The organism is Sorangium sp. So ce834, from assembly GCF_051521425.1.
Taxonomy (GTDB): domain Bacteria; phylum Myxococcota_A; class Polyangia; order Polyangiales; family Polyangiaceae; genus Sorangium; species Sorangium cellulosum_D.
Genome location: NZ_CP150351.1, coordinates 10,849,146 through 10,869,293, shown reverse-complemented (window position 1 = coordinate 10,869,293; position 20,148 = coordinate 10,849,146). Strand labels below are relative to the sequence as shown.

The 20,148-nt window shown below is 73.4% G+C and carries 20 protein-coding genes; 14 read left to right on the top strand and 6 right to left on the bottom strand.

What is annotated here, in order from left to right; genetic code table 11:
• Nucleotides 1-1,043 precede the first annotated feature (1,043 nt).
• Nucleotides 1,044-2,081: a hypothetical protein gene (locus tag WMF20_RS39990; RefSeq protein WP_437606993.1), complete on the bottom strand. Its 1,038-nt coding sequence runs from the start codon at nucleotides 2,079-2,081 to the stop codon at nucleotides 1,044-1,046.
• Between the two features lie 266 nt (nucleotides 2,082-2,347).
• Between WMF20_RS39990 and WMF20_RS39985 the strand changes: the two genes are divergently transcribed.
• The 5 genes from WMF20_RS39985 to WMF20_RS39965 all read left to right on the top strand — a co-directional run bounded on the left by WMF20_RS39985 (nucleotide 2,348) and on the right by WMF20_RS39965 (nucleotide 6,200).
• A complete protein-coding gene (locus WMF20_RS39985; protein ID WP_437606992.1) occupies nucleotides 2,348-3,229 on the top strand; it encodes a hypothetical protein in 882 nt (293 codons plus the stop codon).
• A gap of 876 nt (nucleotides 3,230-4,105) precedes the next feature.
• Entirely contained in the window at nucleotides 4,106-4,573 is a 468-nt protein-coding gene (locus tag WMF20_RS39980; RefSeq protein ID WP_437606991.1) for a hypothetical protein, read from the top strand.
• A gap of 45 nt (nucleotides 4,574-4,618) precedes the next feature.
• A complete protein-coding gene (locus WMF20_RS39975; protein WP_437606990.1) occupies nucleotides 4,619-5,014 on the top strand; it encodes a hypothetical protein in 396 nt (131 codons plus the stop codon).
• Between the two features lie 443 nt (nucleotides 5,015-5,457).
• On the top strand, nucleotides 5,458-5,661 hold the full coding sequence (locus WMF20_RS39970; protein ID WP_437606989.1) for a hypothetical protein: 204 nt from the start codon (nucleotides 5,458-5,460) through the stop codon (nucleotides 5,659-5,661).
• An 89-nt stretch (nucleotides 5,662-5,750) separates the two neighbouring features.
• The gene (locus tag WMF20_RS39965; protein ID WP_437606988.1) at nucleotides 5,751-6,200 is read left to right on the top strand and encodes a hypothetical protein; all 450 of its coding nucleotides are present in this window, start codon (nucleotides 5,751-5,753) and stop codon (nucleotides 6,198-6,200) included.
• Here WMF20_RS39965 and WMF20_RS39960 read toward each other — a convergent pair.
• The gene (locus tag WMF20_RS39960) at nucleotides 6,188-6,469 is read right to left on the bottom strand and encodes a hypothetical protein (RefSeq protein ID WP_437606987.1); all 282 of its coding nucleotides are present in this window, start codon (nucleotides 6,467-6,469) and stop codon (nucleotides 6,188-6,190) included. The two genes, WMF20_RS39965 and WMF20_RS39960, sit on opposite strands and share 13 nt — an antisense overlap.
• A 148-nt stretch (nucleotides 6,470-6,617) precedes the next feature.
• On the opposite strand from WMF20_RS39960, the gene WMF20_RS39955 reads away from it, so the two are divergent.
• The 4 genes from WMF20_RS39955 to WMF20_RS39940 all read left to right on the top strand — a co-directional run bounded on the left by WMF20_RS39955 (nucleotide 6,618) and on the right by WMF20_RS39940 (nucleotide 10,468).
• A complete protein-coding gene (locus WMF20_RS39955; RefSeq protein WP_129579205.1) occupies nucleotides 6,618-7,262 on the top strand; it encodes an RNA polymerase sigma factor in 645 nt (214 codons plus the stop codon).
• Nucleotides 7,255-8,550 carry a tetratricopeptide repeat protein gene (locus tag WMF20_RS39950; RefSeq protein WP_437606986.1) on the top strand — a complete coding sequence of 432 codons (1,296 nt, stop codon included), beginning with the start codon at nucleotides 7,255-7,257 and terminating at the stop codon, nucleotides 8,548-8,550. The genes WMF20_RS39955 and WMF20_RS39950 overlap by 8 nt, the downstream gene beginning before the upstream one ends.
• Nucleotides 8,547-9,755 (top strand): hypothetical protein, encoded by a 1,209-nt coding sequence (locus WMF20_RS39945; RefSeq protein ID WP_437606985.1) that lies wholly within the window; start codon nucleotides 8,547-8,549, stop codon nucleotides 9,753-9,755. Before WMF20_RS39950 ends, WMF20_RS39945 begins: the two co-directional genes overlap by 4 nt.
• 107 nt (nucleotides 9,756-9,862) lie before the next feature.
• Nucleotides 9,863-10,468 (top strand): hypothetical protein, encoded by a 606-nt coding sequence (locus tag WMF20_RS39940; protein ID WP_437606984.1) that lies wholly within the window; start codon nucleotides 9,863-9,865, stop codon nucleotides 10,466-10,468.
• Between the two features lie 67 nt (nucleotides 10,469-10,535).
• Here the strand turns inward: WMF20_RS39940 and WMF20_RS39935 are convergent, their stop codons facing one another.
• The 4 genes from WMF20_RS39935 to WMF20_RS39920 all read right to left on the bottom strand — a co-directional run bounded on the left by WMF20_RS39935 (nucleotide 10,536) and on the right by WMF20_RS39920 (nucleotide 15,498).
• Nucleotides 10,536-11,459, bottom strand: coding sequence for a hypothetical protein (locus WMF20_RS39935; protein WP_437606983.1), 924 nt, complete (start codon nucleotides 11,457-11,459; stop codon nucleotides 10,536-10,538).
• Nucleotides 11,460-11,582: 123 nt separating this feature from the next.
• Nucleotides 11,583-12,098, bottom strand: a complete 516-nt coding sequence (locus tag WMF20_RS39930) for a hypothetical protein (RefSeq protein ID WP_437606982.1) — start codon at nucleotides 12,096-12,098, stop codon at nucleotides 11,583-11,585.
• Complete coding sequence (locus WMF20_RS39925) at nucleotides 12,095-12,880, bottom strand: hypothetical protein (RefSeq protein ID WP_437606981.1); 786 nt, start codon at nucleotides 12,878-12,880, stop codon at nucleotides 12,095-12,097. Before WMF20_RS39925 ends, WMF20_RS39930 begins: the two co-directional genes overlap by 4 nt.
• Entirely contained in the window at nucleotides 12,877-15,498 is a 2,622-nt protein-coding gene (locus WMF20_RS39920) for a TonB-dependent receptor domain-containing protein (RefSeq protein WP_437606980.1), read from the bottom strand. The genes WMF20_RS39925 and WMF20_RS39920 overlap by 4 nt, the downstream gene beginning before the upstream one ends.
• A 282-nt stretch (nucleotides 15,499-15,780) precedes the next feature.
• Between WMF20_RS39920 and WMF20_RS39915 the strand changes: the two genes are divergently transcribed.
• The 5 genes from WMF20_RS39915 (at nucleotide 15,781) to WMF20_RS39895 (ending at nucleotide 20,099) form a co-directional block, all read left to right on the top strand.
• Entirely contained in the window at nucleotides 15,781-16,197 is a 417-nt protein-coding gene (locus tag WMF20_RS39915; protein ID WP_129579198.1) for a hypothetical protein, read from the top strand.
• Nucleotides 16,198-16,263: 66 nt separating this feature from the next.
• A complete protein-coding gene (locus WMF20_RS39910; protein ID WP_129579197.1) occupies nucleotides 16,264-17,073 on the top strand; it encodes a ParA family protein in 810 nt (269 codons plus the stop codon).
• On the top strand, nucleotides 17,048-17,881 hold the full coding sequence (locus tag WMF20_RS39905) for a hypothetical protein (RefSeq protein WP_129579196.1): 834 nt from the start codon (nucleotides 17,048-17,050) through the stop codon (nucleotides 17,879-17,881). Before WMF20_RS39910 ends, WMF20_RS39905 begins: the two co-directional genes overlap by 26 nt.
• The gene (locus tag WMF20_RS39900) at nucleotides 17,878-18,795 is read left to right on the top strand and encodes a hypothetical protein (RefSeq protein WP_437606979.1); all 918 of its coding nucleotides are present in this window, start codon (nucleotides 17,878-17,880) and stop codon (nucleotides 18,793-18,795) included. The genes WMF20_RS39905 and WMF20_RS39900 overlap by 4 nt, the downstream gene beginning before the upstream one ends.
• Nucleotides 18,792-20,099, top strand: a complete 1,308-nt coding sequence (locus WMF20_RS39895) for a hypothetical protein (protein WP_437606978.1) — start codon at nucleotides 18,792-18,794, stop codon at nucleotides 20,097-20,099. The genes WMF20_RS39900 and WMF20_RS39895 overlap by 4 nt, the downstream gene beginning before the upstream one ends.
• Nucleotides 20,100-20,148 lie beyond the last annotated feature (49 nt).

Genomic DNA, 20,148 nt, shown 5'->3' with positions numbered 1-20,148 from the left:
ACACGACGGGCCTCCACAGTCGACGCCGGTCTCGGCGCCGTTTTGCTGGTGATCATCGCACACCGCGCGAGCACACCGGCCAGCGTCGCATACACGCTCCTCACAGTCCGTGCCGGTGTTGCATGGCTGCCCCGACGGGCACGGATCGCACGGTCCACCGCAGTCAAGAGCGGTTTCGCCGAGCATCGAATCAAATAATCCGTCTTCACAGTGGCGCAGGACGCATGAGCCTCCGTCGGAGCATACAAATTCCGGGTGTCCGCAGTCGTCGTCATGCAAACATTCGGTCCACTGCCCATTGCCGTCGCAGAAACCAGAGCTCTCTGGTGACGGACCTCTCGCGACAGGGGTGTGTATCCTCGTCATGAAGATCGGGTCGCAATGGTCGATCGTGCACTCGTTGCCGTCGTTGAAGACATCGTCGGGATCTGGTACGTCGTATCCCCTGCCCGTCTCGCTGCACGTGCGAACGGCGCAGTCGCCTTCTCGCTGGCTTCGAGCTTCGGGCACGATATCGAGGCCGCAGACGCCGTCGTTGCACGTTGCGATGCCACACTGCCGGTTGCTGGGTTTGGGGCAGTCCTCAGGCGTCTCGCACGTCGTCGGGGCCCCAGGCGTGGCCCCGGCATCCTGCGCGACGGCGCACTCGCTCGCGGGGCGGCACTCCCGCCCGCACGGCTCCTCATCGTGGAGGCAGCACACCCTGTCCCCCGCGGTCGGGCATAGGCAGGTTCCACGGATGCAGTCGAGGCCGAGGTGCGTCGCGCAGTCGTCCCGCGAGTCGCAGGGGCGCCCCTCGAGGTCGTCCACGCTCACGGACGTCTCACCGGCGCACGCGATCCACAGGACCGCGCTCACGACGAGCACCCCACCCGCTCCGAGCCTCCTCGACATGGGCCGGCAGATTACCAGACAACCGGAGAAGCGATCTCCCGGAACCGCTCAGCTCCGATCGATACGGCGGCACAGTGCGCATTGCGGATAGTGTTCGTAGATTCTCATCACAACGCCCGCTCTCGGAACGAATCGCGGCTCCTGCCTTGCTACCAGGACGTGGCGACTTGCACGTCGGCGCCCCCGGTCGTGACGCGAACCGGACCGGCAGCCAGGAGCAGGTAGGCGGCCGCCGCGCCCGCGGCGCTCAGGCCGGCCCCGACGAACGCGCCGGCCGAGAGCGCCGTCCAGGTCTTCGCGCGCCCGTCGGCATCCGTGAACTGGCCGCAGGCGGCGCCGCCGGGGCAGCCGCTCAAGCTGTCGGCCTGCACCCGCGCGAGGGCCGCGCCGCGTTCCTCGGCCGCGCCGCCGGCCACGCCGGCCGCGATCCCCCCGAAGACGACCAGCGCGGCCGAGGTGGCGGCCAGCCCGCCCACGGTCAGCCATCGACGCGCGGGGCCCGGCCCCGGCGATGGCGGGGCCAAAGGAGGCGCCCCGGCGGCGCCGCGAGGGCCGCGGGCCCTGTCGATCTGCGCCTCGGCGGGCGATGCCGGCAACACCAGCCGCACCGTGTGCTCGCCGCCCGCCGTCGCGGTGACGAGCTCCTCCTTCCGAGCGCCGCCGAGCCGCGCGCTCACCCGATGCTGTCCGGGCCACACGAACACCGGATCCCTGAGCGGCGACAGGCCGACCCGCCGTCCGTCCACCAGGACCTCGGCGCCCGGATCGCTCACGTTGATCTCCAGCGCGCCCACGTGCTCGCGCGCCGCCTGGAGATCCACGCGCGCCTGGCCGTGCTTCTGCCGGTCCTGCTCGGTCCAGGGCGCCGGGCCTCTCGGCGCTTCCGGCGACCCGACCAGGCCCAGCCAGAGCGTCAGGTACTCGGCCGCCGTCGGGTAGTCCCGGATCCGCTGCGACAGCGTCCCGACGTTGAACGCGTCCAGGGGGCGCCGGCCCACCCGCCACAAGGACAGGTGAACGTCCCGCGCCTCCGCGAGGTGACCTCCGCCGACGAGGCGCTCGGCCTGCGCGCGCATCTGCCGCTGTGCGGCCGGCTCCTGTGGCTCTGCGGGCGGCGGCGCGCCCATGGCCGAGCTCTCCATCAGCAGCGCGAGCGCGGGGATCAGCGTGTAGAGCGAGCTTCGCATGGTCTCGATCGGGGGGCTCAGGGGGAGGCGCGCCCCGTTCGTGGGGCGCGTCCTCTTCGCTACCTCCATCCGGGCCGGAGGCGAAGCGCTCTTTCCCTGTCGGCTCCGCCGCGCCTTATCTTCATCTTTCCGTCAGGTGCGGAGTCGCCGCGCGGACCGCCGGCTCACCCCCCGGCGCCGCGGCGACACGGGCGGCACGTTCCCGACGCACGCCGCCGATGACATGGGCTTATCCGCCCGTATAGCTTGCCACCCTGGAGGATCTCATGGGCAACCCCAAGACATCAAAGTCCCCAAAGGCATCCAAAGCTGACCGCACCGAGGCCGCGCCGCTCGACGAGGCGCTCGACGAGGCCACGCCGACGGAGCTCGACGCCGTGACCACGGCGTTCCTCGGACGTGTCCATACCTTGCTCTTCAACATCCCGAGGTACCTCGATCGGGCGCGGCGCCACGGGTACACGCAGAAGGAGCATGACCTCGGATGGGAGCTGTACACCACGGCTTCCGGCAAGAACCGCCGCTTCGAGCACTGGCTGGCGGAGAGCGACCAACGCGACGTCGCGGCCGGCGTCTCCGCGGAGCGGATGCGCCTTCTCCAGGAGATCGACGCGTTCGAGAACCTCTGGTTTCCGCGGATGCGGGCGCTCATCCCGCGGGTGCTGCCGCGCGACAGCGCGGATCGGTTCGCCGCCGCGTTCTTCAAGGACCTCGCGCAGCAGCCGCTCAGCCCCGCCGTGGTGGACTCGGTGAAGACGTTCCTGAACCGCGTCGACGAGCTCGCGTCGAGCGCCGAGCCCGGCGCGCGGAAGCTGTACGAGACGCTCGGCGAGCGTGGCCTCACGCCGAAGAAGATCGAGGCGATGCGCCGGCTGATCGCCGCCGCGGAGGAGCACAGGACGCCGGACAGGGCCACGCCCGCGCTGAGGCGGGAGGAGATCGCGAAGGCCAAGGAGGCGCAGCTCGCCGCGCTCGAGTCGCTCCGGCTCTGGTACAACGACTGGGCCACGACGTTCCGCGGCGTGTTCGGCACGCGCGCGCAGGTCACGCTCGGGCTCACGGCGCTCAAGCGAAGGAAGAAGGACGCGGCGCCGGAGGAGGCGGCGCCGGAAGGCGATGAGGAGGACGGCGACGCGGGCGACTTCTAGCCGCGCTGCCGATCGAGCTCGCGACGCCACCGGCGGACGAACGCGCTGACGAACCCCTCCCTTCGCATCGGCGCCGTCGACCGCGTTTCGGGCGCCATGACGACTGCTAGATAGCGTCTCCACCGCAATCCGGAGGGGTCCGGACTGCAATCCGAAGGGGTCCGGACTGCGATCCGGAGGGGTCCGGGCTGCAATCCGGAGGGGTCCGGGCTGCAATCGGGAGGCGTCCGGGCTGCAATCGGGAGGCGTCCGGACTGCGATCCGGAGGGGGCTGGACTGCGGTCGGGAGCGCTTCCACCGCAGTCCGGAGGCACCTCCGCCCCGATCCGACCGGCCTTCACTCCACATTGGACAGATCGACCAGCACAGCGCAGCACACGGCCTCCACGCAGGGCACGACCCCTCGCGGTCGAGAGCGGCGTCCCGCGTGCTCGCAGGCCACGAGCCGCGGCGCAGATTGACGCGGAGCGCTCGCCGGAGATACCGTCGCCGCGTGCGGTACGGTGCGCGTTCGATCTCGGTGTGCCGCATGCTCGGCGCGATGCCTTTCGCTCTCGGATCAGCGAAGGCGGCGGGCGGCCCTCCTGCGGCTGGCCGGCGCGATGGCGTAGAGGTCGGCGACCCGTCTGGCCACGAGCGGAGCGCGCGCGGTGCTCACCGGTGGACCCATGTGCAGGTCGCCCTCGAGCCGGCGCGTTCGGCGCTGCAGCTGCTGCGACAAGGACGGAACATGGGTGCACTGAGACCGCCGGATTGCCCGGCTGCGCGGCGGCCTCGTACGCGGTTGCGCCGGCCGACTCTCGCAGGCGCGCCGGCGAAGCGGACGATCTGGCGCCTCTCCGGCGCCGGAGGTGCGTGATGCGACGATGTGTCTCGTTGTTGCTGCTCGCTCTGCTGACCTGCTCTGTTCCAGACGACGGAGCGTCCGCTCGTGGACCAGCGTGGATTGCGTCGGTCGGTCCAGGCGCCGGCGCGATCGAGGGCCCGTACACCGGGACGGCCGAGGCGCCGCGCGGAAGCGAGGCATGGGAGGAGGACGAGCAACTCGAGCGATGGTTCGCTCGCGAGTCGGTGGTCGTCATCCATGGCGAGGTCGTCGACCACGAGGAGATTTTGGCGCGTCGCCGCGCCGCACGCCGCGAAGCCGACCGAAACGACCTCCCCGGATGGCTGTCCCGTACCGTCAGCGAGACGATGAGGGGGGTCAAGGTTCTGGGCTTCAAGATCTCCGATTGGGCCCAGGGGGTGCGCTGCGGGGGTAAACGATTCATGTCGGCGCGGCCGGCGCCGGCAGGCCACTGTCCGGACGGCGCCGAGGACTGCGAAGATGCCCCTCCGCGGTGACTGGCATTCTCTCGCTGTTCGCAGGATGTGAGCTGGGCTAGGGGTATGAGCGTTGAATGGTCAAAAGACATCCTTCTCATCTGGGAGATCGTGCGCAAGCTGCGGTCCAGCGGTATGTCGCCGGTGGAGCGGCGCGCTCTGGCCGAGCAGTTCGGCGTGAGCGAAGAGGTGGTGCTGCGTTACGAGCGTGCGAGAACCGCCTATAATGAGCAGATAGCCGACAAGCGGTGGCGCCAGGCCAAGCTGGAGACAATCCTTCGGATGACGGAGGGCGGAAAAACGCTCGAGCCCGAGAGATATGCGGATGAATTGGAGGCGACGTTGGAGCGTATGAGAGATGCGGAGCCGGAGAACGAGCTCACCCGCGAGCTCCGTGGCGCCAGGGACGCGATCAGGGCAGAGCTCGGGCTGCCGCCCGTACCGCCCGAAGACTACTCGTGAGTCCCCGCCCGCGAGCGCGTCGGAGCGATCGGGCTCGGACGATTTATCCACGTGCAGTGAGCCCATCGGGGTTGGCAGCGAAGCGGCAGATCTGGCGTGTCTGCAGCATCGGAGGTGCGTGATGCGACGTTGCGTGTTGTTGCTTCTGTCCGCTCTGTTGGGCTGTTCTGTTCCCGATGATACATCCGGTCGAGTCCGAGTATGGCTCGAATCCATCGATCCGAATGCTGACGTGGTCGAGGTCCGGTGCACCGGGAACCTTGAAGAACCCCCCCGGCAGCGGTACCTGGAAGCAGTATGAGCACGTTGACCGATGGACTGTTCGGGAGGTGCTCGGAGCCTTCAAAATAGATGGCATCGATTGGGCCGAGGTTGTGGCGCGTTGCATCAGCAACAGCGAGTACACCTTCCCTAAATGGCTTTTGGGTGAAATCAGCAAGGATATGTCGGCCGCGGATCGCTTGCTCTTCAAGATGAGCTTCCGGCTCGACGACGTGCATTGCGACGGCGAGCCGCTCAGGTCGCCGCCGGCGATGCCGGTGGGCAGCTGCCCGAACGACATCGACGGCTGCGACGACGCTCCTCCCATGGCGAGCGACCTGCCGCCGCTGCCGCTCCCGCCCCCGAGCGGGGGAGGGGATTTCTGAGCGACGGCCTCCTACAGCGCCAGGTCGCCGCCGCCGTCGCTATCGCCGTCACCTCGCTCCCCAGCGTCGCCCGTGCGGGCGGTTTTGACGTGGAGGCGGGCCTCGGCGTGGGCATCACGTCGCTGGGGCAGCGCCGCGCCACCGGCGGGATGACCCTGCAGCCCAGCGTATCGCTCGGCTGGCGGTTCGCCGAATGGGGGAGCCTTCGCTACCGCAATGCTGTCTCCTTCTTCAACCTGAAGGAGCTGCGCTGGCTCGGCGTCATCGACGTGAACGCCGCCCTGCTCGGGATCCACCTCCGCGATCTCACGCTGGAGATCGGGCCGAGCCTCGACGTGTTCGCCGTGCCGCTCTGCGCCGACACGTGGTGCCAGCGGGAGCACGGCCTGGCGCCGGCCGTCCATCTGGGCGCGATGCTGTTGCCCGCACGGGAGAGCGGGCTCGGCGGTAGAGGCACGGTACATACAACGTATATCCCGGGGATCGCATGGTCCGGGATCTCGGTCGGCGTGGCCGTCGAGGGCGTTTATCGCTTCTGAGGGTCCAACTCGCGTTGGAGCTCGGGAGCGAGCTTCGCCTCGAAGACGACGAGCCCGCCGTCCGTGCGGAAACGGCCATCCTGATCGAGCGCCATCTCGGCCTCGGCGTCGAGCCGGCCTTCCTCGGCGGCCAGCGGGTCCGCCGGTGCGTTCGGCAGCGAGACGAGGACGATCACCTCGGCCGGACCCACGGGCAGGTCCTCCGGGAGCTTCAGCTCGACGCGACGATCCACCGGGATCGTGATCTGGATCTTGGTCGCTGCCTGCATCGTGCCCTGAGTGTGCCATGACGGCCGGCGGAAGCCCGATCGAGGAACAGCCACCGGAGCGCCATCCGCGGCGCCGAGCGCGGCGATCGCCCCCTCGTCTCTTTTTTGAGCCACCCGGGCCGCCCCGCGACCACCTATTCCTGTTCCCGTGCTCCTGTCCAGCCCAGCCCTCGCCCCCCGGCTCACGCTCGTCCGCGCGAGCCCCCTGGCCGACCTGGATGACGCCGGCCTCGCCCGCGCGGCCGCCGAGGGGCAGCCGGGCGCCGCCGGCGCCGTGTGGGACCGCTACGGCGCGCTCGTGCACGGCCTGCTCCGCCGCGTGCTCGGCCCGGGCGGGGACGTCGAGGACCACGCCCAGGAGACGTTCCTGCAGTTCTTCCGCGAGGTGAAGAACCTGCGCGATCCCGCGGCCTTGCGCCCGTTCCTCCTCGGCATCGCCGTGCGCGTGGCGCGGTCGGCGCTGCGGCGCCGGCGGTTCCGGCGATGGCTCTCGCTCACCGACAGCGGCGTGCTGCCCGACGAGCCCGCCGCGGGCGTCGACGAGGGCGCGCGCGAGGCGGTCGCGCGGCTCTACGCGATGCTCGACGAGCTGGACGACCGGGCGCGGCTGCTCTTCGTGCTGCGCCACATCGAGGGGCTGGAGCTCGCCGAGACCGCGCAGGCGAGCGGGATGTCCCTGGCCACGGCCAAGCGCCACCTGGCCAAGGTGACCGCGCGCGTCCACGCGATGGCCGAGCGAGATCCGCTCCTCGCCGCCTACGTCGTGCCCGCGGAGGAGGCGAGCGATGGCTGAGCCGAAGCCCGAGGTTCCGCCGGAGGTCGCCCTGCAGCGGCTCACGGCGCTGGCGCGAGAGGCGGGGGCGGTCGCGCGGACGGACGCCGCGCTCGCCCGCGGGCGCGCGCGGCTCATCGAGGAGGTCGAGCGACCCGTGCTGCCGCTCGCGTCGCGGCGGGGCTGGCTCGTCCCCGCCGTGCTCGCGCCGCTGCTCCTGGTCCTCGGGCTGGTCTGGCTCCGCCCGGCGGCGCGCCTCAGCTACCAGATCGACGACGCCGCGCCCGCGGACAGCTACGTGCTCGCGGAGGCGAGCGGGGCGACGGCGCGCTTCAGCGAGGGGACGACCATCCGCTTCGCCCCGGGGGCGCGCGGGCGCATCGCCGCCGTGACGGAGCGCGGCGCGCAGATCCACCTCGAGAGCGGCGCCGCGCACTTCCAGGTCGTGCACCTGCCGGAGGCCGAGTGGGTCGCGGAGGCAGGGCCGTTCACCGTCACCGTGACGGGCACGGAGTTCGAGCTGCGCTGGCAGCACGAGCGGATCGAGCTGACCGTGCAGAGCGGCTCGGTCGCGGTCCGCGGTCCGCTCGTCTGGGGCGGCGTCACGCTCCAGGGCGGCCAGCGCCTGGTCGCCGACACCGGCCGCCGCGAGCTCACGATCGCAGGTCCGAGGGCCGACATCGATGCGTCTGCGCCGGAGGCCGGCGATCCCGTCGGCGCTCCAGTCGAGCCCGACGCACCGGCCGGGATCGATGCGCCCGCCATGGCCGATGCGCCCGAGCCCGATGCGCCGGCCAGGGTCGATGCGCCGGCCAGGACCGGCGCGCCGGCGGCGGCCGCGCCGGCCCCGCAGAGCTACCGCGAGCGCGTGGCCCGGGGCGATTTCGCCGGGGCCATCGCGGACGCGGAGGCCCGAGGCATCGACGCGACCATCGACGCGAGCCCGCTGCCCGAGATCGCCGCGCTGGCCGACGCCGCGCGCTACACGGGGCGGAACGACCTGGCCCGGCGCGCGCTGCTCGCCGCGCGTTCGCGCTTCGCCGGCTCGCCCGAGGCGCGCTCGGCCGCGTTCCTCCTCGGCCGCATGGCCGAGGCGGGCTCGCCCGCGGAGGCGATCTCCTGGTATGAGCAGTACCTGTCCGAGTCGCCCGGTGGACCGCTCGCGGCCGAGGCGCTCGGGCGGAAGATGATCGTGACGCGCACCTCTCGTGGCAAAGACGCGGCCCGGCCGATCGCCGAGGAATACCTCGCGCGCCACCCGCACGGGGCGTTCGCGGGCGCCGCGGTGGAGATCCTCGGTCCTCCATGAGGTTGTGCGGGCTCGCGTTCGCCCTGTGCGCGGCGCTCCTCATGCCCTGCGAGGCGAGCGCCGAGGAGGGCTTCCATGTGGTCGTGGTGCGCCCGCGGCGCGCTGGAAAGGTCGTCGAGGAGGCCACCGTCCGCCTGACGGGTGAGCTGCGCGCGGTCGGCTTCTCGGTCCGCTCCGCCGAGGGCACGTCGGGCACCGACGGGCGCGCGCAGGTCGAGGGGGCGGAGGGGACGCTCGCGGCGATCGCCATCCTCGAGTCCGATCGCGGCGCGGCGGCCGATATCTGGGTCGCCGACCACGTGATGAAGAAGACGGTCGTCCGGCGCGTGGAGCTCGGGGATCCGGAGGTGACCAACGCCGTGAGCGATCTCGCCGTGCGTTCGGCCGAGCTGCTTCGCGCCAGCCTGGTCGAGGTGAGCGGCGCGCGCAGGGGGGAGCTGCCGCCCGAGATCGCGCGGTGGATCGCGGAGGCGTCGCCGCCGGTCGAGCGAGCGTTGTCCGAGCCGGCGAAGGAGGCCGCCGGGGCGGCGACGGAGACCCCCGGGGCGAACGCGGATGCCCGGACGGCGCAGGAGGCCGCCGGGACAGCGCGGGAGGCCGCCGGGGCGGCGAAGGAGCCGACCGGGGGCGGACCTGCCTTGCCCGAGCGGCGCGGTCCTCACGAGGCCAACGCGGCGCCCCGCGTGGCCGAGCCACGCCGGGACAGCCTCGAAGCAGGCTCCGCGCACCTCATCGGCGAGCTCGGGGGCGTCTCCTCCGTGTATCTCCGGGTCGAGCACGCCTTGGCGGCGCGCCTCTCGCTGCGAGCGACCTTCGTTCCAGGGATCCTCGAACATCGCCTCGACGCACCGGCGGGCAGCGTGACGCTGCGGCAGACGCTGGCGACGGTGGGGCTCGCCTACGCCTTCGACGCGGAAGCGGCGCGGCTCTATCCCGTGATCGCGCTCGGGGTGGGGGCCTATCACGCCTCGATCGATGGCCATGCGAGCCTCCCAGCGGAGGGGAGGCACCAGGACTTCGTCACGGCGGGGGTCGCCCTGGGAGGCGGCCTCGGGGTCCGCATCACGCCCGAGCTCACCGCGCTGGCGCAGCTCGACGTGGTCATGCTCGCGACGGAGCCGGTCCTGGCCGTCGCGGGCACGGAGGTGGGGCGCACCGGCCGCCCCGCGCTGCTCTCCTGCGTCGGGCTCAAGCTGAGCTATTGAGGCGCAGAGCCTTCTTTCACGAGACTCGATTTTCGTGAGCCATCGCGGCGGCGTCACTTCCACTTACCGCTGGACGCCTCAAGCAACCTCACGACGGGGATCGGACCATGCGCAACTCTGCCTTTGATTTCCTCATGCGGCTCGCCGCGGCCGCGCTGTTCATCACGTCCGCGTGCGACGTCAAGGTGATCGATGTCGTCAATGTCACCGGCGGTGCGGGCACAGGGCCCTGCGTCGACAGCGGCTCACCGAGCGCCGGTTCGTGCTCACCCGACGCAAGCGGCGCCGTTGGATCCAGCGTGGTGAGCGTCGGCGTCGGCGGATTCGGCGGCGTCGGCGGCGTCGGCGGCGGGGTGGGCGGGCACGGCGGCGTCGGCGGGTACGACGGCGTCGGTGGGTTCGGCGGGTTCGACGGCGTCGGCGGCGCCGGCGGCGGGTTCGACGGCGTCGGCGGCGGCGACGTCGGCGGCGGCGGTGGATGGACGCCCGTGCCGAACTGCGACAGCCATGTTTACTGCGGAGGTGAAGAGAACGGCTGCTATTGCGAGGCCCCCTGCAATGGCCACTTTCTTAGCTTCACTTGCGAGTTCAACTCCGAGGACGTGCTCGAGTGCGAGTGCGTCGTGGATCGCGCCGTGGTCGGCACCTGCGAGGAACCGGGCCAGCTCTGCAGGCTCAGCCTCGGGTGCTGCGCACGGACGTTCCTTCGATGACCCGCTGATGCGAGGCCCAGGCGCGCCGCGCCGGTCGTGACCGGCGCGGCCGGGCACCGTCAGCCGATCACGGGAGCACCGCGCGCCTCGGGCACTCGCCGTCGCCCTGGAAGTCGCCGAGCGTGCGCGCTTGCGCGACCACGTAGTCGTACGCAGTCTCGATCTGCCCGAGGGCGCCGGCGAGGTTGTACTCCTGGCCGAAGACGTCGGCGACCTTCACCTCCTTGAGCTCCTCGATCGTCGTCTCGCCGTCGCCGTCGAGGTCGCAGTCGGCGACGTACTGCGCGTAGCGCTTCGTGAGCTCCACGCCCGCGGTGATGTTGTCGAAGAACCAATGATCGCCGTGGATGGTCGGCTTCACCGCGATCGTCCCGCCCGTCGGAACGCTGAACCCGGGCAGCTCGTCCTCGGTCGCGCAGTCGTCGAACGACGTGCCGGCCGAGAGACCCCAGCGGAAGCGCACCTCCTTCGCGGGGACGCACTCCCCGGAAGGCGGGCACGACTCGCCGTCCTCCTTCTCGATGGAGCCCTCGAAGAACACCGAGTAGCCGTTCTCGACCATGAAAGCGACGTCGTCCTCGGTGGTGGGCGCGAGCGTCTTCGCGCCCTCCCGCGCGTTCGGGAGGTCGAACCCGAAGCGGTCCCAGCGCACGGCGCTCACGCCCTCGAACTCCGCGATCACGTACCGCGTGGCCGGAGCGTTCTTGAGGTCGAGCACGAACACCGAGGGATCGCTCAGCGTCTCCTGCGCGTCCGAGCGCGCCGCGCGCACGTTGCCGATGGTCACGAGGAATCGATCGTAGGTGACCCTCCAGCCGTCCGCGATGTTCTCCGCCCCCGTGCCGGGCTCGAGGCCCTCGGGGATGGTGTCCTCCGGCTCCACGAAGATCTGCACGGTGCCGGTCCCGGACCCCGCGCCGCCGTCGTCGCCTCCGCACCCCGGGATGAGCGCGAGCGCGCACGCCGCGACCGCGATCGTTGCCTGTTCCATTCTCCGCATGATCCAGCTCCTCACTCGTTGAAAGTCCTAACGAGCGCGCACGGGCGCGCCCGGCGAGCGCAGCCCCGCGCCCCCCGCGCGCGCCGCGCCCGCATCACCCTGTCGCCTCGCCGATCAGGCCGCGGGCGGAGAGCTCTTCGGCGCCAGGATCAACAAGGGGATCGGGCGGACCTCCGGCGAGGGCCGGAGCGCGTCGAGGCAGAGCACCTCGAGCAGGGTGGCCTCCGCCACCCGGTGAACCGGCGCGCCGAGCTGGCCGCGCAGCGCGAACGCGTCGCAGTGATCGTGGTCGAGGTGGCGCAGCGCGCCTTCCTCGGCGACCTCATCGCCGGGGCCGGACGCCCGCCCGTCTGCCGGCTGCGGCGCCGCGGTCTCGGCGCGCGGCGCGGCGCGGGCGGCGCCCACCGCGTGGCCGGCGTGGACCAGCGCGCCCACGTGGACCAGCTCGCCGTGCTCGCAGCGGGCGTGCCGGACGAAGAGCGCGTGCGTCAGGCCGCAGAGCTGCGCGAGCAGCGCGAGCAGCACCAGGCAGAGCGCGCTGGAGCCCGCGCGAGGGCGCGCCCGTCGTGGGAGCGGCCGCGGCGGCGCCGGCGCGAAGGCGCGCGCGCCGGCGCCGCGGCGACCCCTCACGGCGACCTCGACCAGACGAGCTCGGGCGGGCTCTGCGCCGTCATGGCGATCACCAGCGCGTTGTGCGCGCGCGACCCCGGCGCGATCGCCGCACGGAGTGTCCTGCCGTCACCGCCAGCGCCGTCACCGCCAGCGCCGTCACCGCCAGCGCGCTCGGCCAGCGCGTCGAAGTCGACCCGCGCGACCCACGCGCCCACGTCGAAGCGGACCGCGAGGCGCACCGGCTCGGCGCCGACGGTCGCCGCGGCCGCGACGCTCGGGACCGCGCGCTGCCCCTGGAACTGCGGCACCGCGTCGACGTCGGCCACGAAGTCGAGCACGTCCGCGCCCCGCGTCGCGCGCCCGCGCAGGTGCGCCGAGTGGCCGCCGGGCGCCTCGGGCGACCGCACCGGCGCGGCCTCGGTCAGGAACCAGTGGATCCCATAGTCGAACGACGCGCTCCGGATCTCCCCCTCGAAGCCGCGGACCCGACCGAGCCGCTGCGGCCCGGGATCGAGCAGGTCGACGCGCGCGATCGAGAGCAGCTCGGCGATGGCGGTGCCGCAGAGCGTCGCCGAGCCCGACGCGGCCGCGCAGAACTGCACCGGCCCGAAGGCGACCGACGCCTCGTCGAGCACCACCGTCCAGGCGCCGGCGGCGATCTCGCCGGGCGGCGCGGGCTCGGCGACCGCGAGGTACGAGACCTCCGGCTGGCCCGTGCCCGCGCAGCCGAGCGCCGGCGCCGCGGAGAGCGCGAGGGCGAGCATGCAGCGGGCGGCCAGGCGGTCGTTGCGGGCGTTCATAGCGAGAGCGTCACGTTGCCGAGGAGGGTGAGCGGCGGCCCGGCGCTGATGTGCCGCGCCGGCAGCGACGACGGCAGCGGCGTGGTCTGCCAGTTCGAGACGAACGAGTACTCCGTGTCCGCGTGCTCGGCGTCGAGGAGGTTCTGCGCCTCCACGCCGACCTCGATCCAGGGGCCCTCCTGCGCCGGGTCGCCGCCCGCGCGCAGGCGGAGGCTGCGGCGAAGCGAGAGCGACGCGTCCATCACGAGGAGCGGCGCGGCGGTCTGCGCGTACGGCAGCGGCCGCGGCGAGAGGAACGTCGCGCCGTAGCCGAGCCGCCCCACGATCGGCCGGCCGGCGATCGTGACGAGCGGCCGCTTCACCGAGAGGTCGGCGCGCACCACCACGGGCGGCACGAACGGCAGCTGCTGCCCCTCGACGTACGGCGGCGTCGGGTTCTCGGGCGTCGGCGGCGGCGGCGCGTCCAGCGTGGCGTGGGCGAAGGTCGCGCTCACGCCCGCGGTCAGCGCCGGGCTCGGCGCCGCCTGCAGGTAGACGACGAGCCCGCGGCGGGTCGTCGGGCCGATGCGCGCGAGGCCGCCCTCCGCCGCGTCGAACGCGAGATCGTAGGAGAGGCGCGTCTCGTAGGCGGCCGCGGTCGCGCTCAGGCCGCCGCCGGGGCGCAGCGTCGCGCCGACCTCGTAGCTCCGCACGGTCGCGAACGGCGCGTTCTCGCCCTCCTCGAGCTGCCGCGCCTGCGGGGAGCGGTAGCCGTGGCCGTACGCGGCGGAGAGCCGCAGCTCGGGCAGCGGGTCGACCTCCAGCGTCACCCGCGGGCCGAGCGCGACGCCCGCCGCCGTGCGCCGGAACCCCTCGATGTGCGTCTCCTTCTGGAACGCCGGGATGAAGTTGCCGAGGCGGTCGTCCACGTCGAAGACGAGCACGTCCGCGCGCGCGCCGCCGCGCAGGCGCGCCCACCGCGACAGCTCGAGCTGCGCGTCGGCGTGGACGCCGATCCCGGTCAGCCGGATCGACGCGTCGACGCGCCGGTCCCACGTCTCGTTCTGCGGCGGCTGGAGGAGGTTCTGCGCCTGGTCGATGCCGTCGGTCTGCGCCTCGACCCCGACGGCGACCTGGCCGGTGAGCCAGGAGGCGAGCGGGACCCGCGGCGTGCGATAGGCGAGGCCGCCGCCGAGCGCGGCGTCCTCGTTCGACTGCTCGATGAGATCGCCGCGGCCGGCCCACGCGGGATGCACGCGCGAGCGCTGCGTGTAGCCGGTGAAGTTCATCCGGCTCCGGTACCCGGACGTCATCGCCCAGAGCCAGGCGCTCTTCTGCGAGCCGTCGTCGTCCGCCCGCTCGGCGAGGAGCGCGACCTGGAGCCGCGTCGACGCGGCCGACTGCGAGCGGGCCGACGGGTCGCTGTAGGTGTCGTAGAAGCCGACGCGCCCCGCCGCGATGTCGTCCCGCCGGAGCACGCCCGCGAGGTTCGCGCGGCTGCCGTGGGCCGCCACGTGGAGCAGCAGCGAGAACTCGTCGGGCAGGACCATCCGGTACTGGCCCACGGCGGCGCCCGAGACCGCCCCGCGCGTGCCGTCGCCGAAGCCGTCCGTGGCGCGCACCGCCGCGGCCCCGAACGTGTCCTCCGACTGCGCCTCCGGCGCCCAGATCGCGAGCAGCCGCCGCGTGCCGAACGAGCCGAGCGTGCCCTTGAGCGTGAGCCCGCGCTCCTCGACGCCGAGGTCGAAGTACGCGCTGCCCGCGACCGCGAAGTCGCCCTGCTGCGGGTCGTAGACGCCCTCGACGACGCGCAGCGACCGCACCACCTCCGGGATGATCACGTTGAGGTCCGCGTACCCCTGCCCGTGGAGGTGCGAGCGCTGGTTCAGCGGGATCGGCCCGACCCGGAGCTCGATGTCCTGGCCGTGCTCGGCGTCGAAGCCGCGGAGGAAGATGCGCTGCGCGACCGCCTCGCCCTCGGGGTGCGCGACGTGGACGCCGGGCGCGGTGCGGAGCAGGTCGGCGGCGCTCGCGTGCGGCGCGGCGGTGAGCGCCGCGCGGCCGATCCGGAAGTCGCTCGTCGCGCGCCGCGGCGGGTTCGGGCGGCCCTGCACGTGGATCTCGATCGGCTTGCCGGGCTCGGCCACGGCGTGCGGGCCCGCGACGCCCCCGGAGAACTCCACCGGCTTCGGCGCGGGCGGCGCGGGCGGCGGGGGCGCCGCCGGAGCGTCGGGCGTCGCGGGCGCCGGCTCGGGCGGCGCCTCGTGGGGGCCGGGCGCGAAGTGGAACGGCACCCGGATCCGCGCCCGCACCGGCGCGCCGCCGCGCATGGCCGGCGAGAAGCGCCACCGCCGCACGGCGCTCATGGCCGCCTCGTCGAACCCGGCGCCGCCGGACTCGGCCACGGCCGCGTCGCTGACGGTGCCGTCCTTCTCGACCGTGACGAACAGCGTGACCGTCGTGTCGACGCCCTCGGCGAGCCGCTCGGGCGGGTACACCGGGTCCACGTGCTCGAGGATCTGCGGCGCCACGGCCGCGTCGGGCGGCGGCGCGGGCTGCGCGAGCGCCGCCGGCGCGGCCAGCGCGGCGAGCGCGTTGGTCGACAGGCAGCAGGCGAAGAGCCAGCGGGGCGCGCGCATGGGCAATTGAGCCCCAGGTGACTACCACGGCGCACAGCGGTGCCGCAAGCGACGCCCCGCTGCGCGCGGCGCCTCGGAGCGGGCGCGAGCGACGGCGACGGACGCGCACGGAAGAGGCCGCGAACGACCGCGACACGACGGCGACGAAGTCGCCCACGGGCGCGCGTGTGCGAGCGACGGCGACGGGCGCGCGTGTGCGAGCGACGGCGACGGACGCGCGCGGCGCGCCGGCGGTGCAGCGGCGGCCTCCCCGCGGGGCGCCGGCCCGTGTATCGTCTCGTCATGGCGAATGAGGCGCTCGTTCAGGCGGTCAAGTCCATCGTCACCCACGCGCGCGGGGGCAATCTCGACGCCGCCTACCGGGGTTACCGCGATCTCTTCCAGAAGCCGGAGTTTCTCAAGCACCGGCCCGAGGACCAGCGGCAGGTCCTGCGGCTCATGATCCTCGCCAAGGGCGTCCCGTCGACGCCGACCGAGGCGATGATCGAGGCCCACCGCGCCGCGGTGCCCGCGCTGACCGAGCTCGTCTCGATCCACGGCGATCCCGGCGATCACGAGCTCCTCGGGCTCTGCCACGTGGTGCTCGGCAACCTCGAGAGCGCCGACAAGATCTTCCGCGCCGGCCTCGCGATCGAGCGCGAGCGGAACCCGCAGAGCGATCTGTGCGGCACGCTGATGAAGCGGATCTCGCTGCTCTAGCCCCTGGCGGCGTCCGTCCTGTTAGGATGCTCTCCGGCGCCGGCACTGCGCGCCGTCGGGGAGCCCATGTACGTCATTGCGGTCGCGAGCCAGAAGGGCGGCGTGGGGAAGACCACGATTTCCCTCAACCTGGGGCTCGCCCTTGCGCGCGCGGGTCACCGCGCGCTGATCCTCGAGCTCGACGCCCAGGGCAGCCTCGGGCTGTCGCTGGGCCTCGCCGACCGCGCGCGGCCGGGCGTGGCCGAGCTGCTCACGGGCACCGAGCGCCTCGAGTCGGTGCTGCTCCGGACGCGCGATCCGCAGCTCCAGGTGCTCACGGTCGGCCGGGTCGACCCCACGACGGTCCCGGGCTTCGAGGACGCGCTCGCCCGCGGGCCCGTGCTCCCGAGCGTGCTCGCGAGGATCGCGCCGGACTTCGACCTCGTGGTCGTGGACTGCCCCGCGGGGCTCGGCAAGGTCACGACGCGCGCGCTCGAGGTCGCGACGCACGCGCTCCTGCCGCTCCAGGCCGAGCCGCTCGCGCTCCGGTCGGTCGGCCAGCTGCTCGCGGTGATCGACCGCGTCCGCGCCGAGAAGAACCCGCGGCTCTCGCTGCTCGGCATGGTGCTGTCGATGTTCGATCGGCAGGCGCCCGCGTCGCTCGACGTCGCCGAGGCGCTCTGGACCCGGTTCCCCGACGGGATCATCCTCGATACCGTCATCCCGCGCGACGAGGCGTTCCTCGAGGCGTCTCTGCGCGGGGCGCCGCTCCTGCTCATGCAGAAGCGGCCTCCGCCGCTCGCGCGCGTCTTCGACCAGCTCGCGAACGACGTGCTGGTTCGCCTGGAGCCCACCTCGCCGGACGATGACGATGGCCCGATCTCGCTCCTCCTTTGACCTCGACGGCGCCGTCCTCACCGCGGCGGGGCTCGTCAAGCAGCCGAAGCCGCGGAAGCGGCAGGCGCCGTCGATCGCGCCCGCGGGCGCGCCGCTCGTGTCGTTCGACTCGCGGCCGCCGCCGACCGCGCGGGCGGACGTGGAGCCGGTGTCCGCGGCGCCGCTGTCGCCGTCGTTCGAGGAGCTCGCGCCCTCGAGCGACCTCTCGCCGATGTCGAGCGTGGGCGCCGGCGGCGAGCTCGGCCTGCGCAGCGCGCTGCCCCCGTCGGCCGACGACGGCGACGCGCGGCAGGCGCTCGATCTGCCGTCGCCCGCCTCGTCGGCCTCGTTCGCGGCGGCGCGCGAGCCGCTCGCGGATCGGCTCGACGTCGCCGTCGAGGCGCTCGCGGCGGGGCGCGCGGCGCCGCGCTTCCCGGACCTCGCCGCGGCGGGCGGGCCGGTCGCGCGCTGCGAGAAGGTGATCGAGTGGATCGCCGAGGCGACCGGCGCCGCCGACGTCTTCCTCGCGGACGCGGCCGGCCTCCCGTTCGCCGGCGCGATCCGCGACACCGAGGCGCGGCTCGCCGCCTCGGGCCTCATCGCGTCGGCGATCGGCTCGCTCGTGGCGGCGCTGCCGGGCGCGCCGTCGCAGCGGTTCGAGCTGTGCGTCGGCGACGGGCCGTTCTTCCAGCTCATCGGGTTCCAGGTGCGCTCGGCCGCGTACATCGTCGGTTTGATGCGCCCGGTCCCGCTCATGCCGCGCGAGGCGCACGCCGTCCGCATCGCGTGCCGGCACGCGCTCGACGCCGCGGTCGGGGTCGTCGGGTGAGCGAGGAGTACGGCGAGGCCTCGCTCGACCGTGAGATCGCGGCCGTCGCCGGCGCGCTGGACGACGACGATCCGCTCGCGCCGATCGCGCTCGACAGCATCGGCTACGGCGTCGACGGCCTCGACGGGATCGTCGTGTTCCACCTCAGCGACGCGCGCGTCCACGCCCTGTTCGTCCGCGAGGGCGCGGCCCTCTCGCCGGGCGACGTCGCCGCGGGGCTCCGCGACGCGTACCTCGGGAGCCAGCTCGCCGCGCAGCGGCTCGTCCCGGAGCGCGAGGCGTCGGCCCGCTCGAGCCGCGGCCGCGGCGCGCGGTCGTCGAGCAAGCCGCCGGGCTCGCACGGCCGCGGGGAGGAGCTGCCGGACCCGGTGGTCACCCTGGAGCTGAGCGGCCGGACCGTCCTCCTGCGCCGCGTCCGCGCGTGCGTGGTCGCGAGCCTGTTCGACGCCACGATGCCGCTCGGCATGGCGCGGCTCGTGGCGCAGCGGCTGGCCGCGGCGCTCGCGCCCGAGCTGCCGCTCGAGGAGCCGCCCGAGGAGATGCTGAGCGACCCGCCGGGGCTGTTCGAGGGGGCGCTCAGCGCGGACACGGTGGATGATCTCGTGCGGGGCGTCGCGCGCTCCGCGCCGCCGCGGGGCTCGTCGAGCATCCCGGCGCGCCGGACCGGGGGCACGCCGCCGCCGGCGGACCCGCCGTCGGCCGAGGTCGCGCGGATCGAGCGGCTGCTCGCGCTGCTCGAGGCCCGCGCGCCGGAGCCGCACGTCGCGCGGCTGCGGCTCGCCCTGCGCGCCGGGCTGACGCCGCTCGCGCTCGATCACCCTGGCGAGCTCGGGGCGGAGGCGACGGTGCTCATCGAGACGGCGGTGGCGGACATCCTGGGCCTGGAGCGCGCCGCGCTGCGGAGGCTCCTGTGACGGCGCTCCGGCGCGGCCTGCGGGGCCGCATCGACGGGCCGCTCGGCGATCTGCTCGGGCCGATCGCGCCGCACTGCCTGCTCCACGTGGCGGACCAGCTGGTGATCGCGCACTCGCACCACTTCTCGCTCTTCCTGGAGCAGACGATCTTCGACGCGCTCGGCGGCGAGAGCCGCGGCGTGCGCCGGCAGGCGGCGTTCGAGGCGGCGCACGCGCTGCTCGGCCCGCTGTACGCGGCGCGCCACGGCGCCTCGCCCGAGGAGAAGCTCGAGCTCGCGGCCGAGCTGTTCGCCGCGATGGGGCAGGGGCGGCTGCGCTTCGAGCTGAGCGCCGAGGGCGGCGCGGTGCAGGCGGAGGCGCTCTTCCACGGCACGAGCTTCCTCGCGAAGTACGGCGGCCTTATCCAGAACCGGATGGTCGTGGACGCGTTCGCGTCCGGCTACTGCTCGGCGGCGGCGAGCCTCGCGTTCCCGTCGGACTGGGGTCGGCTCGACGCCGACGAGGTGACGTGCGTCGCGCGGGGCGATGCGGTCTGCACCTTCCTGCTGGCGCGGCGCTCCGAGCGGCCGCGCTTCGGCGAGGCGCTGACGCGCAAGGTGGTCGAGTCGGCGCGGGTGAGCTGGGAGCCCGAGAGCGGCCCCGAGGCGCGGGCGCAGCGCACGGGGGACGCGATGCTGGAGGAGCTCGGGGTGCTCCGGTCGGACGAGCGCGGGCTCATCCCGGCGTACGGCGTGAACCTGGCGCTCTTGCCGGTGGGGTACATCGATCAGAAGACGTTCGACACGGTGCACCTCATCGAGCGGCGGACTCCGGAGCTGGTCCCGGTGTTCGAGGCGCTGGTGCGGGAGGCGGCGCAGACGGGCGCGTTCCATCTGCTCGGGGGGATGCTCGCGTCCGCGTCGTTCGAGGCGATGTGCGGTCCGGTGGGCAGGGATCAGCACGGGCGGCTCGAGCAGCTGCTCGGGCTCGCCCGCGCGCTCGGATGGGGGGCGCTCTCCGCGCCCGAGTTCCAGCCGGGCCGGGTGCTGGTGCTGCGGGCGCCGATCACGCACGAGAGCGCGTATTACGCGATGAAGCACGGGTCCACGGCGCGGCCGCGGCTCCTGTTCCAGCAGGGGACGGCGCTCGCGATCATGCAGCTGCTCCACCGCGTGGATTTCGGGACGGAGCGGCCGATCGACGCGGAGACGTACGGGGGGCTGTTCAAGATCGGGACGCGGTTCCGTGTGCAGGAGACGAAGTCGCCGCTGCGGGGGGACGACGCGTGCGAGGTGCGGGTGGAGGCGATCGAGGACCGGTGGTGATGGCGGCCAGCGCGGCTCGCCCGGCGTGCGGCGGCGCAGTACGCTGCGG